This is a genomic window from Microcoleus sp., from assembly GCF_041354475.1.
Classification (GTDB): Bacteria; Cyanobacteriota; Cyanobacteriia; order Cyanobacteriales; family Microcoleaceae; genus Microcoleus.
This window is the reverse complement of the sequence record NZ_JBGJZU010000027.1, coordinates 1-16,188: the sequence shown is the minus strand read 5'-3', so window position 1 is coordinate 16,188 and position 16,188 is coordinate 1. Positions and strand designations below refer to the sequence as shown.

11 protein-coding genes and 1 tRNA gene are annotated in these 16,188 nt (G+C 45.3%); 1 reads left to right on the top strand and 11 read right to left on the bottom strand.

The features are described 5' to 3' along the window. Positions 1 to 191 precede the first annotated feature (191 nt). Positions 192 to 1,880 (bottom strand): DUF2079 domain-containing protein, encoded by a 1,689-nt coding sequence (locus ACBR23_RS12495; RefSeq protein ID WP_371119377.1) that lies wholly within the window; start codon positions 1,878 to 1,880, stop codon positions 192 to 194. A gap of 88 nt (positions 1,881 to 1,968) precedes the next feature. On the opposite strand from ACBR23_RS12495, the gene ACBR23_RS12490 reads away from it, so the two are divergent. Continuing rightward, on the top strand, positions 1,969 to 3,207 hold the full coding sequence (locus ACBR23_RS12490) for a histidine kinase (RefSeq protein ID WP_371116142.1): 1,239 nt from the start codon (positions 1,969 to 1,971) through the stop codon (positions 3,205 to 3,207). A gap of 31 nt (positions 3,208 to 3,238) precedes the next feature. On the opposite strand, the gene mutT is transcribed toward ACBR23_RS12490, so the two are convergent. The 10 genes from mutT to ACBR23_RS12440 all read right to left on the bottom strand — a co-directional run bounded on the left by mutT (position 3,239) and on the right by ACBR23_RS12440 (position 15,921). Beyond that, positions 3,239 to 3,655, bottom strand: a complete 417-nt coding sequence (gene mutT, locus ACBR23_RS12485; protein ID WP_371116143.1) for an 8-oxo-dGTP diphosphatase MutT — start codon at positions 3,653 to 3,655, stop codon at positions 3,239 to 3,241. Between the two features lie 606 nt (positions 3,656 to 4,261). Further along, positions 4,262 to 4,603: a DUF760 domain-containing protein gene (locus ACBR23_RS12480; protein ID WP_340518474.1), complete on the bottom strand. Its 342-nt coding sequence runs from the start codon at positions 4,601 to 4,603 to the stop codon at positions 4,262 to 4,264. 219 nt (positions 4,604 to 4,822) lie between these two features. After that, on the bottom strand, positions 4,823 to 5,782 hold the full coding sequence (locus ACBR23_RS12475) for an RNA polymerase sigma factor, RpoD/SigA family (RefSeq protein WP_371116144.1): 960 nt from the start codon (positions 5,780 to 5,782) through the stop codon (positions 4,823 to 4,825). 377 nt (positions 5,783 to 6,159) lie between these two features. Continuing rightward, a complete protein-coding gene (locus ACBR23_RS12470) occupies positions 6,160 to 6,939 on the bottom strand; it encodes a TrmH family RNA methyltransferase (RefSeq protein WP_371116145.1) in 780 nt (259 codons plus the stop codon). Positions 6,940 to 7,012: 73 nt separating this feature from the next. Beyond that, positions 7,013 to 7,094: transfer RNA gene (locus tag ACBR23_RS12465), tRNA-Leu, on the bottom strand. Positions 7,095 to 7,201: 107 nt separating this feature from the next. Further along, a complete protein-coding gene (locus ACBR23_RS12460) occupies positions 7,202 to 9,337 on the bottom strand; it encodes a protein kinase (protein WP_371119378.1) in 2,136 nt (711 codons plus the stop codon). 79 nt (positions 9,338 to 9,416) lie between these two features. Then, positions 9,417 to 11,681: a protein kinase gene (locus ACBR23_RS12455; protein ID WP_371116147.1), complete on the bottom strand. Its 2,265-nt coding sequence runs from the start codon at positions 11,679 to 11,681 to the stop codon at positions 9,417 to 9,419. A 23-nt stretch (positions 11,682 to 11,704) separates the two neighbouring features. Further along, positions 11,705 to 13,690 carry a protein phosphatase 2C domain-containing protein gene (locus tag ACBR23_RS12450; RefSeq protein WP_371116148.1) on the bottom strand — a complete coding sequence of 662 codons (1,986 nt, stop codon included), beginning with the start codon at positions 13,688 to 13,690 and terminating at the stop codon, positions 11,705 to 11,707. Between the two features lie 137 nt (positions 13,691 to 13,827). Beyond that, positions 13,828 to 14,388, bottom strand: coding sequence for an FHA domain-containing protein (locus ACBR23_RS12445; protein ID WP_371116149.1), 561 nt, complete (start codon positions 14,386 to 14,388; stop codon positions 13,828 to 13,830). Positions 14,389 to 14,538: 150 nt separating this feature from the next. Then, positions 14,539 to 15,921, bottom strand: a complete 1,383-nt coding sequence (locus ACBR23_RS12440; protein ID WP_371119379.1) for a VWA domain-containing protein — start codon at positions 15,919 to 15,921, stop codon at positions 14,539 to 14,541. Between the last annotated feature and the right edge of the window lie 267 nt (positions 15,922 to 16,188).

The window sequence follows — 16,188 nt, the reverse complement described above, 5'->3', positions numbered from 1 at the left end:
CGATCGCCACCTCCATGACCGGAACAATCATCCTGGACTCAAAAACCTGGTTTTTTACGGAAATACTGCTTTTGAGCTTTTAATGCTCGTCAAAAACCAGGTTGATTTGGCATTTATGGGTCCAGGACTAAAAAACAGGTTGATGCCAGATTTTTGCCACAGACACAGCCATGGCGAGCACCAGTCCGTGCCTACTTTTTGTTCAAAATCGGCTCCAATTGGCGACGAAAACTAGCCCAAGCCGTCACCGATGCAGAGTTAGAAGCAGCACCCTTTTGCATCAAAATCGTGCCGTCTTCAAAGCCAATAATGCCGTACTCTCCAGAGTTGGACATTCGATCGATTTGAGGGACGATCGCCTGCAACTGTCCCCGTTCCGCGCGAAATGCCGCCTGATACTGTTGTAACTGCCACATATCCGCGATCGCATATTCCATCTTCACTATCTCCCTGGCATCATTCCGCAATTCCAACATCGGAAACCTGAGAATTTCCCGACGGCTTGACAAAATCGGCACAATCGTGTTAGTGGCTGACACACTAGCATCCGCAGGAATTTGAGCCAACAGAGGGCGCACCTGAAAAACGTGTTGCCACTGTCTGAACAAAGGAACCTGCACCCAAGGAGCGATCGCATCGGGCAAAATAAACGAAAAAGTCCGATTTGGGTTAGAGGTGAAGGTGAAAAATAGTGACAAAGAGATACAAAACGCCCAAAATCGGCGAAATTTTGCAGAGGAAGGGAAAGGCAACACCGCAGAAGGAAAACGCAAGATGGTTTGTTCTCCCCTTCTAATTTTATCTTCTTCCTGTTGGCGACTAGCCCACCAGAGGATCGTCCCATAAAACAGCCCAGGCACCACCGTCATCGCATAGCGAATATTGATCGCCAATACCGACTCTCCTTTAGCTAAAAATAGCTTCAGCAGGGGGAATCCAGCGATCGTCCAAGAAGCGGGTGCGAAAGCAGGAACCAAAGCTAAGGGCAACCACTGACCAAGCAGGTATTTGATTTTACCAAAAAACGGCGTAAATAATTGTTCAATCAACCGCCAAGGATTGCTCACCATTCCCCAAATAATGTCGAGAGTCGAAGCTTCTTCTCCATCGGCATATTGACCGAAGCGTTCTATCATAAACCGCTGGGAGATATCAGCAGAAAATAAGGGCATAATCGCATTAGTCAACACAATCATGTAACCAAAACTCAGAACGCAGACAGCCAAGCCAGTCCGAGGGTAGCGCCGACTCAAAATCAGGTAAACTCCCACCCCAAATAACACCACACCCCCATCTTCCCGCACGGCCAAAATTAAAGTTGCCAAAATCCCAAACAGCGGCCACCAGCGCTTTTCCATCGCCAGTAGCAAGCTAAAAACATAAAGCGGAATTTGGCAAACATCGTGAAAATTGCCCAAAGTCGGGCCAATTACCGCATTAGCACAGTAATAGCTGACCACAATGGCCGCCGATAGCCGGCGCTCTAAATAGTGTCTGGCAAGAGCGTAGAGCACTAAACCAGCCGCCGTAATCAAAGTCACCTGCAACACCGTCAAAGTCACAGGAGAGGGAAACAGGGAGTAAATTGGCAGCCACAGCATCAGCGCCGGAGTGAAGTGCTGCCCTAACCGATAGTAAAATACTTCTGGGACCTGATTTTGGTGAACCACGTTAGTAGACAAAGCCGAAGAGAGAGAACTCTCGAACAAGCGACCGTGACTACCATTCCAAAACAGTTGATTAAAAATGCCTTGGTCGTAAGTGGCATAAAAGCTGTAGTAGCGGTGCAGCGTCAGTAATAAGCACAGCACAAAAAACCCCGCCGCCACCTTCATCACCTGATGCAGCGACGAATTTTGCTTGCCACTCAAAAATATCATCCATCCGCCCTCATCAAATTATCGGAGATTAGCATAAATCTAAAGGAGGTATTAAATTAAAGTAGAAGTGAAATAACTCGGCTCGGCAATGGTCAATTATTTTCACCCGATTAAAAAGATCCATAGCGTTCCTCCGACCATCGGCACAAGTGACACCGACTCTTCTCGTGAACAGTCTGCCACTTCCGAATCGGTGCTACAGCTTCTGCTGTTTGTAGACAAGCGTCCCTCTTCCAAGGAACAAACCAGACACATCCGCAAATCCCTAACAGATTTGAAGGCAGAGTGGGACTTTGAACTTCAAATCATCGACGTCGGGGAACAGCCTGATTTGGCGGAACACTTTAAAGTCCTAGCCACTCCTTCCCTGCTCAAAATCCATCCCACTCCGCGACAAACCCTCACCGGCAGTAATTTGAGCGCCCAATTGGAGCACTGGTGGCCCCGTTGGTTGTTGTCTGTAGAAGAATACACCGCTCAGCAACAGTCTCCAACATCTCCGCCTGACACTGGGGCAGAGCCAAAACCGATTTATTCGGTTGCTTGCGCCGTGGAACTGGTGCAACTTTCGGATGAAGTTTTTCGCCTCAAACAGGAAACAGAACACCTGCAAGAACAGTTGCAGTTGAAAGACCGCATTATTGCCATGCTCGCTCACGATCTCCGCAATCCTTTGACGGCTGCTTCTTTGGCTTTGGAAACTTTGGAGTCGCATCAGAAGGTGAAAAAGGGGGAAATATCACGTTTGACACCCACTCTGGCGACTCATTTGATGAAACAAGCTAGGCGGCAAATTCGGATTGTCGATCGCATGATTACAGATATCCTGCAAGCAGCTAGGGGTACAAACGCCCAACTGCACATGGCACCCAAAAAAATCGAACTGGGGAAAATTTGTCAAGATGTACTGCTTCAGTTTCAAGACAAATTTCAAGCTAAAAATCTCAACTTGGAGACAGACATTCCTCCAGATTTGCCCTTGGTTTATGCCGATCCCGATCGCATCAAACAAGTGATTGCCAACCTGCTCGACAACGCCAGCAAGTATACCCCAGAGCAAGGAACTGTGACAATTTCCATGCTCCACCGCACTGCTTACAAAGTCCAAGTCAGCATTGGTAATAGCGGGCCGGGAATTCCTGAAGAAAATTGCGAAAGCATTTTTGAAGACAGCTTCCGCTTGCAGCGAGACAAATCACAAGACGGTTACGGCATTGGACTGTCTCTTTGTCAGGGCATCATCCGCGCCCACTACGGTCAAATTTGGGTAGATTCAGTCCCCGACAAAGGCAGTTGTTTTCACTTTACTTTGCCCGTTCAAAAATAAAAGTTAGTTAACAGTTATCAGTTATTAGTTTTCAGTTAACACCATAATTTTTACGGAGAACAGCAATAATTTGTTCGTTGGCTTTGGGGAAAGTAAATTGGTCAATCTCCTCTAGTGTCACCCAGCGAATTTCATCACATTCGAGGGTTTGCAGTTCACCGCTGAGGTAGCGGCAGTTGTGTACGCAAAGCGTCACTGTAAAATTAGTGTAGTCGTGTTCGATCGTCATCAAGCTCGCACCAACTGCGATGACGATCCCCAACTCCTCCATAATTTCCCGTTCAATACAAGCTTCCATGGTTTCCCCAGGCTCTATTTTACCGCCGGGAAACTCCCAAAAACCGCCGTGTAGTCCTTGTGCGCGTCTTTTGTCAATCAAAATTTTTCCTTGTTCGTTCCAGATGACAGCAACGCCGATGACTTTGTGAGGTAAAGAAGAAAGAGACATATTAATTTAATAGGAATTGGCCAAACAGGGAATTGGGAATGGGGCATGGGGCATGGGGCATTGGGAATTGGGCATAGGGCATGGGAATTGGCCAAACAGGGAATTGGGCATGGGGCATGGGGCATTGGGAATTGGGCGACGAATCTAAAAAATAACAGGCAAATCCCCGACTTCTTTAAGAAGTCGGGGATCTAATAGCGATCGGTGTCAACTTAAGGTACAACCAATAGTCCGGCAAGGGTTAAAACCCCTGCCTCAAAGCGAAAGTCCTCGCTATGAGGACTGATATCAAATCCGGTAGCATCTGAATGATTCAGATCTCTATTCTCTCCCTCTGTGTCCTCTGTGTTCTCTGCGGTTAAATCATTCCGATGCAGCCGGAAACGATATGAAGAGAAGAATTTTTAACTCATTAGTCCTCTTCAGAGGACTTTCGCTATTAGACAGGGGTTTCAACCCCTGGCGGACTGGTGGGCTGACAGGCGGACTTGGCGGGCTGACAGCTTAAGTTGACACCAATGGGCACTGCCGTCTCCTCTATATCTTAATACTGGTGTTCAAACTATTTCCAATGCTCGATGCCCGATGCGCGATGCCCTTTAAATGTTAATCATCAGAACCGTGTATTTCACTAGCTTGCATAGACTTTTCAAAAGTCATTCGTTGTTCGGCATTCTTGAGAAAATAACCGCTAATCATCGCCGAAGCCAACAATCTACCCAAATGCTCGCGACTGGTAGTGACTGTAACCCCGAAGTGTTCCGAAGGTAAATTGCCCAATAGTCCGACAATATTTCGCTCCATTACTTGAAAAACTTCGTGAGAATTTGGCTTAGACAACTGAGAAACGGTGTCTGGAGCCATGGACTGCACGTATTGCCAAAGTAAATTAGAATTTTCTCCGTCTTCTTCAAAAAATTCTGGGGATTTGTTAGATGAATTACTCACGAGAACCTCCGTTTCAGAGACAGTTGTTGATTTTACAGACAGCCCGGTTAATTTCAATAACCTTATTTACTGGCTGCTTATCTTTCTTACCAAGTAATTACTAATGTAGCAGGACGGTGATCATAACGAAGTGGGTACAACCGAATTCAAGGAGACGGTTTTTACGATGTTAGATTGGGGATGGCGAAAGTCTAAGCCGATCGCCAGTCCCCAATCTACCTAGCTGGCTAGATAATCGTTGATATCTTGCTTTCGTTTGCGGAGTTTAGTCAAAGCTTCTCGTTCTATTTGCCGCACTCGTTCCCGGCTGATGTTAAGCCGATCGCCTATTTTTGCCAAGGTGAGAGTTTGCCCATCTTCCAAACCAAACCGCAAGGCCAGCACTTGCCGCTGTTGGGGAGTCAATTCTGCCATCAGATGATCCAAATCCGTCCGCAGGGAAGATTGCAGAGCAAAATCTTCCGGGGAAGTACCGGTATCTTCCAACAAATCGCCCAACTCAGTATCTTGATTGTCTCCCACGCGCAAGTCAAGGGAAAGTGGTAAACGGGCGCGATCGAGATATTCGCGAATTTGTTTGGGAGTTAAATCTAACTCCTGGGACAACTCCGCAGCAGTGGCAGCCCGGCCTAGCTGTTGAGCAAGTTGGCGTTGGGCTTTTTTAATTTTGTTGAGCTTTTCGGTGATGTGAATTGGTAAGCGGATGGTGCGGCCTTTTTCGGCGATCGCCCGCGTAATCGCCTGACGAATCCACCAATAGGCATAAGTAGAAAATCTATAACCCTTAGTGGGGTCAAATTTTTCGACTCCTCGCTGCATTCCAATAGTGCCTTCCTGAATTAGATCCAGTAAGTCTACGTTGCGCTTGATATATTTTTTAGCAACCGACACCACCAGCCGCAGATTGGCTTCCACCATTTGCCGCTTGGCTCTTTCCCCGTGTTCGATCGTCCGCTGCAACTGTGCCTCAGACAGCCCAACTGCCTGTGCCCATTCGGCCGTCGTTGGGTCGTGGCCTAACTCTTCGGCTAAAATATTTTTTTTCTGATTCAGTGCGGTTGAGTCCTGTACCTGTCTCCCGTAGAGTATTTCTTGGTCATGGGTCAACAGCGGAACGCGGCCAATTTCCCGCAAGTAAGCGCGAACAGAATCTGTATCTGAGGACTTAAGAGTTTTCATGAGCTTTTCCCGCTGAGGATCAGTGCCTCTAAGGGTTTGCTGATGAAAGCAAACCCCTAGTTTTTTCTGGGAAGGAAAGCGGGCGGGGACTTGCGCTTTCCTTGGATTTAAAGAGGCTTCGTTTTATGGTAGCTAGCTGCTACTCCCTGCCGCCCCCGTCTCAGGTTGGGTTTTGCTTGGGGGGTTAACAATGCTACTTATGTTAAGAATCTTAACATTTCTGAGAGTGGTTGGCTATATTTCTTTACATTTATTTTCTCTGAGCATGAGTTGCAATGCTAGGAGAGTATCCGCTTTCCTAGCGGAAAAATTGCATCAAAGTGTACAAAATGGCAGAATTTTTGGACTGAGGAGAGTTGACGGTTGAGAGTGGACTGTCAATAATAACTTCTTTGTCTTTGGGCTTCGTACAAAATCAGGGCACTAGCGATCGACACATTCAAGGATTCTACGCCCCGACTCAAAGGAATTTGGATTTGTCGATCGGCCAAATTCCTCAATTGGCCTGACAAACCAGAGCCTTCATTCCCCAAAACGATCAGAGTCGGCAATCGCAAATCTACTTCCCAATAAGTTAAAGTCGCATCAGGGACTGTGGCTAAAATTTGCATCCCTCGATTTTTCGATCGAGAAACTTCCGCCATTAAATCGGGAGTAACTGTCATGGGTAGTTTAAACCAGGCTCCTGCGGAAGCTCGCAGCACCTTGGGATGATCCAGATCCGCACTATCTGCACTCAGTAACAAACCGTCAGCATTAGCAGCCGCAGCCGTGCGGACGATCGCCCCCAAGTTACCAGGATCTTGAATGGTTTCTAAAGCTATCCCCAAAGTGGAGAATTCTGCTGGTGGAGTAGCGGTGCGACGTGCGGTGGCGACTATACCATCGGGTTGGACTGTAGTGGCGATCGACTCCAACACCTTCCTATTGACTAATTCTGTGCGATCGGCCAAACTACAAGCCAGCTCCCACAATTTCCCATGTTGCTCAACCCACTCAGGAGTGCTGCAAACCGTAGCCAGGGGGTAATTCACCCCACAAGCTTCCTCCAGCAGATGAGTCCCTTCCAGTAAAAATAATTGTTGTTCCCTGCGTCCCTTCGAGCTATGGAGCTTGCGGATTTCCTTGACTAGGGGATTTTGAATACTTGTCAGCATTGTTTAATTTAGCAGAGTGGATGGGGTTATTGCCTGCCTCGGCATCACCCCAAACTACTGCCTGCCTTGAGAATGCGGAACCCGGGACTTGAACCCGGAAGGCTTGCACCACATGAACCTGAATCATGCGCGTCTACCAATTCCGCCAGTTCCGCATCAACCACGATTTACTAATGTATGGTATATGCGTCACTTTGTCAAGTGTTTAGAGGAAAATTCTTTTTTGGTGTCTAGAAGGATTGCGATATAGCCCTTAATAGCACTACATCTCAACGTCGATTACTTGAAAAGCTTGTTTAATGCCCTGAGCTAAAGCAAATTTTTGTTGTTGGCTGTAGAGTTCAAAACTTGTCCGATAAGCCGATCGCATCTCCCGCAAATTCTCAATTTGACCTTTTCTATCTTTAAGATTGAACAAAACCCAAGCTAAATTATGATGAGCCTCAGCATAATCCGGTTGTAGCTGAACGGCTTTTTCCAAATAGGACTGCGCTGGCCGCCACTGTCCCTGCCGCCCCAACAATGTACCTAAACGAAATTGGATAAAAGCATGGGGTGGAAATTTCTGATTGTAAGCTTCATAAGCTTGGATAGCACCAGGAATATTTTGGACTTGTTCGCGAGCAATGCCTAAATTTTTCAATACCCAAGCAGCGGCTTGTGGATAGCGCGCCGCTTTTTCAAAATTAGGAATAGCATCAGTCCATAGCCCCTGCAAAGCTTGTTTCCAGCCTATAAAACCCCAGGCAAAACTGCTGTCAGGAACCTGAGTAATAAACTCTTGGGTGCGTCGCTCTATATCTCGCGCTTGTTGAGTAATTACTGCTCTATCTAAGGCGATAATTAGACAAGGATATGCCCAGCGTAGCAATTCGCGATCGCCCTGAGAATTAGACTGCTTCGACTTAGTAATAGCTGGTGTAGCATGACTAATAGTTAATTTCCAGTCTTTGTGATTCACCGCAATCCACCCTTTTAATCCTAGTACAAAAGGTGATGTACGCTGGATTTTAATTTTGGGATCGACAGCACCTTCCTGATCGATTTGAATGGCGCGATCGATCGCACTTTCTGCCTGTTGCCAATTTCCAGTTTTGCCCAAAGCCCAAGCTAGGTTAGCTTGTACCCAACTCTCATGAGATAAAAGATTTGCCGCTTGCTGCAATTGTCTAACCGCTTCTTGCCAATTTGATTTGCGGCAATTAATCAAACCCAGCACTCCATAGCCCCTGCCATCATTCGGTTTCAATTGAATCGCTCTCTGTGCAGCAACTTCTGTTTGAGAGTGATTGAGGTGAATCAAAACCAGGGATAATTCTACCGCTGCTTCACCATTATTAGGCTCAGTAGTTAAACATCTTTCGTAAGCTTCAACAGCTTCTGCTAAGTTTCCTTGCTTGACAAAATCCAGGGATTTCCTGTGCAGAGGCGTGATAAAGTTACCTTTGAGCGCATCAATGAGTTCATCAGCCGTTTGAAATCTGTCCTCTACCTTCATTCTCATACCGGTTAAAATAACCTGTTCAGTTAAAGGGCTGATATCGGGGCGTAATTGTCTAGGTGGAGTCAGAGTTTCTGATGGTACTCTCTCAGTAGCGGCGGCTGGTTGTTCTCCTGTTAATAATTCATACATTGAAGCACACAAGGCATAAAAATCTGTAGCGGGATAGCGTTTAGATTTTAAGCTATATTGTTCAAGAGGAGCATAACCCGGCGTTAAAACTTGGCTCATTTCACGGGTTTGACCAGCTATAAATTCTTTAGTTGCACCGAAATCAATCAAAACAGCTCTATTTTGATTATCAATAATAATATTATCTGGTTTAATGTCCCTATGAAGTAGATTATTAGTGTGAACAACTTTTAAAGCTGATGCAATTTCAATTATATAGCATTTCACCCGCTCTTCTGATAAAGGTTTTTCCTCATTTCCCACCTGGTATAATGACTTACCCGAAATAAACTCCATAACTATATAAGCACTGTCGTTCTCTTCAAACCAGTCATAAACCTTCGCAATATTAGGGTGCACGCATCTCGATAAATAATTCGCTTCAAGCTGAAATTTAGACAGTTGTTGCTGTTTGATTTGCGGAGAAATAGAATTCGGCCAAGTAATAGTTTTCCCCTGTCTGAATGCTTTTTCTGGCCACAGTTCTTTGATAGCAACACCCATTGAGTTTGTTGAATCAGTACCTTTATAAGTAATCCCAAATCCGCCTACTCCCAAGGTTTTTTCTATCTTGTAGCGGCGTTGTTTGAGTAATGCACCAGCAGGCAAATGATAGGAAGATGAACCGGTGGTGCTGCCATCAGAAGTGAGAGGAGATCCACAGGAAATACAAGACGATGCACTTTCGGAGTTTTCTGTTATGCAAGTGGGACAAGTAATATACATTTTAGTTACCTCAGTTAAAATTTTCTCAATTTGAGTTGGTTGCGGCTTCGACTTCGCTCAGGGGCTGAGAGTTGGTTTTTTAAATGTTCTCAAATCGAAAGCGAACTTTGCCAAAGGCAATCTCATCCCCTGAATTTAAAATCTCAGGGGCAGTAATTCTGTTGCCAAACCTAGATTGTCCGGCGCGTTTGATGAAAGTTCCATTAATTGAACCTAAATCTGTGACTTTCCACCCTCTGGCTTCTTGATAAATTCCAGCGTGGGGGCGCGATACTGTGTTGGCATCTGGAAAACTATCTAAATCGATATCTGGTAATTCACCTCCAGGCTCACTTCTGCCTACAACTAATCGGCTTTTATCTAATAAAAATTCTGTGATGGAACTAACCGATTTGAGAGGAATTAGTTTGGGTGTGACACTGCTTCCTCTCAAAACTTTAATGAGTTCATCGGCTGTTTGAAATCTCTCCTCTACCTTGATTTTCATTCCTGTTAAAATGATTTGTTCAATTAAAGGGCTGAGTTCTGGGCGTAATTGACGAGGGGGAATTAGGGTTTCTGAGAGTATTCTATCTGTGGCTGGTGGGGGAGTTTCACCTGTTAGCAATTCATACATTGAGGCACAGAGAGCATAGATATCTGTAGCGGGATAGCGTTTGGCATTGTAGCTGTATTGTTCTAGGGGAGCATATCCGGGGGTTAAAGTTATATCCATTTTGGAGGTTATACCTGGTATAAACTCTCTGGCTGCACCAAAATCAATTAAAACTGCCCGATCGCGATCGTCAATGAGAATATTGTCGGGGTTAATACCTCTGTGTAAAAGATTATGGAAGTGAACAACTTTCAAGCCTTCTGCGATTTTGATCGTATAGCGTTTGACTCTTTCTTCTAATAAAGGTTGTTCGTCTTGTAATATTTGGTACAGTGACTTACCCGAAATGAATTCCATCACGATATAAGCAGTATTATTGTCTTCAAACCAGTCGTAGACTTTAGCAATATTAGGGTGAACGCATCTTGATAAATAATGAGCTTCTCGCTGCCATTTAGATAGTTCTTGCTGTTTGAATTGCAAAGTGATAGAATCTGGCCAACTAATGCTAGTTCCCTGTCTTATTGCTTTTTCAGGCCGAAGTTCTTTGATGGCTACCTTAACTGAACTTGTCAAATCAGTAGCTTTATAAGTAATGCCAAATCCGCCTTCTCCCAAAGTTTTTTCAATCTGGTATCGCCCCTGTTTGAGTAATGTGCCAGCAGGCAAATGATAGGAAGATGAACGGCTGCTGCCAGCAGAAGTGAGAGAAGAGCCACAGGTAATACAAGACAATGCACTTTCGGAGTTTTCTGTCATGCAAGCAGGACAAGTAATAGAGTTGTTAGTTAGCTTAACTGTGGAATTTTTTGTCAAAAGTTCAATGATTTCCACTGCTGTTTGCCACCTTTCTTCTACTCGCATTTTCATGCCAGTAACAATCACTCGCTCTAATACAGGATCGATGCCGGGGATTAATTGTCCCGGTGGAGTGAGGCTGTCTGATTGAATTCTTTCTGTTGCTTCTGGGGGAAGTTGACCTGTTAGCAATTCATACATGGAAGCGCACAACGCATAAATATCTGTAGCAGGCCATCGCTTGGCTTTGTAGCTATATTGTTCTAGGGGTGCGTATCCCCGCGTTAGGGTGACGCTCATTTGTCTAGTTTGTCCGGCAATGAATTCTTTTGTTGCACCAAAATCAATCAGAATTGCTCTGTCTTGGCCATCTATCAGAATATTCTCTGGTTTTATATCTCGATGTAGCAATTTTGCCCCGTGAACGATTGTGAGTGCTGCTGATAGTTGCAGTAAGTAACGTTTCACTCGTTGCATAGGTAGCGGCCCCTCTTCTTCCAGGATTTTAGAAAGGGGTTTACCTGTAATGAAATCCATCACCACATAGGCGGTACTGTTTTCTTGAAAATAATCATAGACTCTGACAATGTTTGGATGCTGACACTGAGATAAATATTGAGCTTCTGTTGCTACTTTTTTGAGTTGCCAGTCTTTATCTTTTGGAGTGACTGTGTGGGGCCAAACTACTGTGGTTCCCTGTCGGCTAGCTTTTTCTGGCCAGTTTTCTTTGATGGCGACAGTCCGAGAATTTACTAGGTCAATACCTCTGTAGGTAATGCCAAATCCACCTTCGCCAATTAAGGTTTCAATTTTATACTTTCCTTGCTGGAGGGAACTGCCAGCAGATAAGTAATAGCCAGATGTTTGCACGGAAAAAGGAGCACCGCAACTCATACAAGCTAGGGCATTTTCATGATTTTCTGTAGCACAATAAGGACAGATGATTGACATGACTAATATCTACTCCGATTGATTTAGTAACGGTTGTCTGGATGGCTGCTAAGTTCTAAGGCTAGAAGTGTGGCGTTGTCTGATGCTCCTCGCTGAAGGACGCAATTAATGACTTCATCAACTGCTGTTTGCAAAGTTTTGTTATGGGTAAAAAATTGAGCTATTTCTGCATTTGATACTAAATCCCATACGCCGTCGGAACATAGTAGCAAGATGTCACCGTTTTCTAAGGCTAAGGATAGGTTTTGATCTGAACGGCTTAATTGTTGGACGTAGCCATCGCTTAATCTGCGTTTTGAGCCGATCGACTTTGTGAGCACATTGCGATCTGGGTGATCTAAGCTTTCTTCCTGGGTGATTTGACCGCTGGCTACCAGCATGGCTACCAGCGAATGGTCTTCGCTTAATTGGCGCATTTCTCCTTGTCTGAGAAGATATATGCGGCTATCTCCAACATGGGCGATCGCCAAATCTCGTCCCACTGCTAAAGTGATACTTAATGTGGTTCCACCGTCGCGCACCTGAGTAGCTACAGATTCATTGGCTTTCTGCACTAATGAAACCAGCCATGCAGCTTTTTGTTCTATAGTGTTGAATTCAGCAGGAATGGGTTCTTCTAGGACTGTTTGAACTGCCAATTTACTAGCAACTTCGCCCTGAGACATTCCACCCATGCCATCAGCAACTACTCCTAATATGAAGGTTTCGGAATTGCTTAACTGCATTTGACGAATGCCATAACTATCTTCATTTTGCAAGCGACTGGTTGACAAACCAGTAGTCGATCGGCTGGCGACATTCCAGTCAATTTTAGTACCTTGTAAAGATTGCCTGGTTTCTACCAAGAGACTTAAGAGTTGAGACAAGGGAAAACGTTCTTCCGGTAAGGGAGAAAGAGCAATTTTTAGGAGTTGGTAAATTCGGGGAATGGGATTAATTTTCAGGTCGATTTGGTTGGTGGAGGAAAGGGGTTGTTTGTGAATGGCATGATACAATAAGGCTCCTACTGTATAGCTGCTCATTGTCTCTTGGATGGGATGGCTGCCATAGGCGAGTTCAGGAGCGGCGTAATTTTCTGATAAGCCCGATCGCAATTTTTCATTCAATGGATAAGCTCCTGTTAAATCAAAAAACTTGATGGGAGTTCCTAGTTCAATAAATTGGGGCAGGATTTGGACGAAGCACCACCCGTGCTTGTGAATATAGCGAAAGAATTGACAAACTTGACTGGTTATGGATAAGCAGGATTCCAAGGAGTTATCTTCTCCTAGCCAAGATTCTAAAGTTGTGTTGTCTTCAGGGAGATAGGTTAGTAGTAGTAGTTTGCGATCGCCCTCATCTGCACACATTTCCTCTTCTGGGTAGCATTCCTCCTCTAAATACTCGGATGCTGCATTAGTTGCATCAGTAGTATTCTCCCAGGACTTAGGCACTCCAACCAAAGAAACCGGGTTTTTTACGGAATCTGCGAGTTGCAACGAAGTATCATCAAAAAACCCGGTTTCTGTGCCCCCAGGCGTAAGTTCTGTCTCCCCTAATCTTTCTGATTGCGGATTGGTTTCATCAGTAGCATTCTCGGCTGCACTCGCAGGTTTTTCGTCATTTTCCTCCGCTGCATTGGAGATTGGCTCTGCTGAATTAGCCAAGGATTCTACCTGGTCTAAATCATTCTTTTTTTCCAGCTTTTCTGGTTGTAAATTATGAGGATGTTCAACGGATCGCCAATCTACCTTCACAGAATCTTTCGTAGTTTTCGCCAGTAGTTCTCCAATCATTTTATAGCCACTCAAAACCTCCCTTAGTTCAACTTCTTGCTTTAATGCACCTTCGCAAGCACCGACACGCAACAATCCAAAATTGTTTGTTTTAGCAGTATCATCATCGGCTTGAATCTTCACTTTAAAGTAGTGAATTCCTGCTCTCAGTTGCCCCAAATAGGATAAAACCTCTAATTTGAAGTTATCGATGGAAAACTGAGTTTTTTCTTGAATTACCAAAGTATTTGTCATAGGAGTAGGCAGTGATTTAGTTGTAGATTTTGGCAGCAGATTGAGAGTTCAGAAACCGGGTTTTCACGAAAAAAATTCGTTACAGCCGGCAGATGCGATAAAAACCCGGTTTCTTTGGCGAAGTCGGCCAATCCTAATTAAGGACTTTGGAAGAGGAAGCGAATTTTGGCGATCGCAATTTCATCTCCACTATTCAAAATTTCAGGCATGGTAATCATGGCCCCGAATTTTGACTGACCAGCCCGTTTAATAAAGATATGATTAGTCGATCCAAGATCCTTGATTTTCCACATTCCTCCTTCCTGATAAATTTCTCCGTGCTGGCGAGAAATAGTTTCGTCTCCCGGAAACCCTTCTAAGTCAACATCTACAGGCCCGGTATCTGAATCAAATTTGCCGATAACTGCATTGCTTCCATCTAGCAAAAATTCGCTTGTAGGCACATTAGATTGTTTGGAAATCAGCCTCGCAGTTCCAGTGGAAGGTGTGAAAGTAGGGGGAATTGGTGGCGGAGGAGAAATTGGGTCTGGCAGAACCACAGTAGGGGCTGAAGATGACGATACAGGTGGAGTAAAAGGGGCGTTAACAGGGGCACTTACAGGCGGTGCGCTGGGCGATCCTAGTTCATAGCCGCAAGCATCGCAAAATTCTGCATCAGTGGCGTTGTCATAACTACAGGCGGGGCAAGTAACTGTCATAGTTTTAGTTCCTTTGTTTGTAAGCGTGATGTGGGAATTTGTAAGTGTTAATTCGACTAGCCGGTTCCTGAGCGTAGTCGAAGGATAGGGTTTCGACACTTCGACTACGCTCAGTGCGCCGCTTTGCTCAACCAACTGGGTAATTTTTGTCTAGGTTCCTGATAGATTCCGAATTTGTTCTTCCGAAAGCTCATCATTGATATCTCCGCCCATTTTGACGGTTTTACCTTTGGAACCCATTTTGACGGTTTTGCGAGTTCCATCGGAAATTCTGCGGGTTTTTCGCAACTCGTCTTGAGCTTGATTGAGAGATTGAGTCATAGCATCATTGCCAATTCTTACAGTCATCCGACGGGCAGTTTCTAGCAATTCTTCCGCTTTTTGAGGATTGCTTTCAGCAATGCGAGTAGCCTCATTAACGAATGTGGTAATACTGCACTGTTGTACATAACCCATTACCTCTTGATCAACTTGGGCTGCTACTTGTCCGGCGACAAATTGTACGAGTAGATTTGCAGGGGGCAATTCACCGCGTCGGTTTTGTCCTGGGACATCATAGGTTAGGCCAAGTTGGGCAATTCTGACGCGGGAGGCGGCGCGACTTTCCATGCTGAATTCTAAGATGAAAACGGTTTCATCGTTTCCTACAGCATTGCCAATGGGATAGGGGTCTTGAGTGAGGGAAAATTCGGCTTGAGAGGGATAGGCGCGGACAATGCGAGTTAGTTTTACTCCTTTTACTGTTTTCACAGTTAAGGCTAAATTGGTGATGACTTCTTGTTGCGCTTGGGTGAATTCTTGAATGATTGTATCTGGCAGTTTGCTAATGGAAACTGCTGCACCGCCTGGGTTTTCTTCCGCAACAATGTGAAGCGGAATTCCGCCAGTGGTGTCGCTGAGATAGGTGAGTAAGTTTTCGTTAAATTCTCCAACTCCTAATGCGGTAATGGGGGTATTATTGGAAGCGAATTCGCTGGCGATCGCCCTGCATACATCTTCATCAAAGGTTTGACCGTCGGTGAATAGCAAGGTGCGCCGGATGGTCATGCTTTGCCCGGAGAGCAAGCTTAATGCGCCGCGCAAACCCAATCCCATGCGCGTACCGCCGGAAAAATCCCGGAGTTGTTCGATCGCACTTTCTAACTGACTGGTTTGAGTAGCTGGAGTGAGTTGAATCAAAGTAGCCGCCGAGTCATCAAACTTGACAATGGCTATGCGATCGATCGCGCTTAGTTTGCCAGAATGAATCAGTCTGTTGAGGGACTCAATGACAATATCTATCTTGGTTTCCCCTCCGGTGACTCCCATATACTCTTGACCATCCACCATAAAGGTATTGCCAGTGGGTACGACATCACCGACGACAACTTCACGCATGGAACCGCTGGTGTCAATTAGAAAAACAAAGGTTGTGGGCGGGCGCGTATTTGCTACTTCTTTTTTCGGCCGCAGCTTCAACATTACAAATAGTTTTTGTTCTGAGGAATCGGCTGGTAAGAATTCGCGGTGGGGTGCGATTTGGACATTTAGCATTGTGTTTGCCTTTGGTAAATTATCTCACAGAATTGGAAATTTTTGCTGTTTTTTTACTGATATTTGGCACTTAGGCGATCGAGCTGTGTCTAGCCTCCGATCCCCCCTAGCCCCCCTTAAAAAGGGGGGGACAAGAAGTTGCTCTTGCGTCCCCCTTAAGAAGGGGGATTTAGGGGGATCTAGGCTCCGCGACAAACGAGAGATATAAAGGTTTTTGCCCTAGTTGTTGACACCAATGGGCACCCACCAAAAAGGGGGGGACAAGAA

What these genes read in the sequence shown, in the direction of transcription:
- ACBR23_RS12495 (WP_371119377.1), bottom strand. Translation starts at nt 1,880, where the DNA reads ATGATATTTTTGAGTGGCAAGCAAAATTCGTCGCTGCATCAGGTGATG.
- ACBR23_RS12490 (WP_371116142.1), top strand. Translation starts at nt 1,969, where the DNA reads ATGGTCAATTATTTTCACCCGATTAAAAAGATCCATAGCGTTCCTCCG.
- mutT (WP_371116143.1), bottom strand. Translation starts at nt 3,655, where the DNA reads ATGTCTCTTTCTTCTTTACCTCACAAAGTCATCGGCGTTGCTGTCATC.
- ACBR23_RS12475 (WP_371116144.1), bottom strand. Translation starts at nt 5,782, where the DNA reads ATGAAAACTCTTAAGTCCTCAGATACAGATTCTGTTCGCGCTTACTTG.
- ACBR23_RS12470 (WP_371116145.1), bottom strand. Translation starts at nt 6,939, where the DNA reads ATGCTGACAAGTATTCAAAATCCCCTAGTCAAGGAAATCCGCAAGCTC.
- ACBR23_RS12460 (WP_371119378.1), bottom strand. Translation starts at nt 9,337, where the DNA reads ATGTATATTACTTGTCCCACTTGCATAACAGAAAACTCCGAAAGTGCA.
- ACBR23_RS12455 (WP_371116147.1), bottom strand. Translation starts at nt 11,681, where the DNA reads ATGTCAATCATCTGTCCTTATTGTGCTACAGAAAATCATGAAAATGCC.
- ACBR23_RS12450 (WP_371116148.1), bottom strand. Translation starts at nt 13,690, where the DNA reads ATGACAAATACTTTGGTAATTCAAGAAAAAACTCAGTTTTCCATCGAT.
- ACBR23_RS12445 (WP_371116149.1), bottom strand. Translation starts at nt 14,388, where the DNA reads ATGACAGTTACTTGCCCCGCCTGTAGTTATGACAACGCCACTGATGCA.
- ACBR23_RS12440 (WP_371119379.1), bottom strand. Translation starts at nt 15,921, where the DNA reads ATGCTAAATGTCCAAATCGCACCCCACCGCGAATTCTTACCAGCCGAT.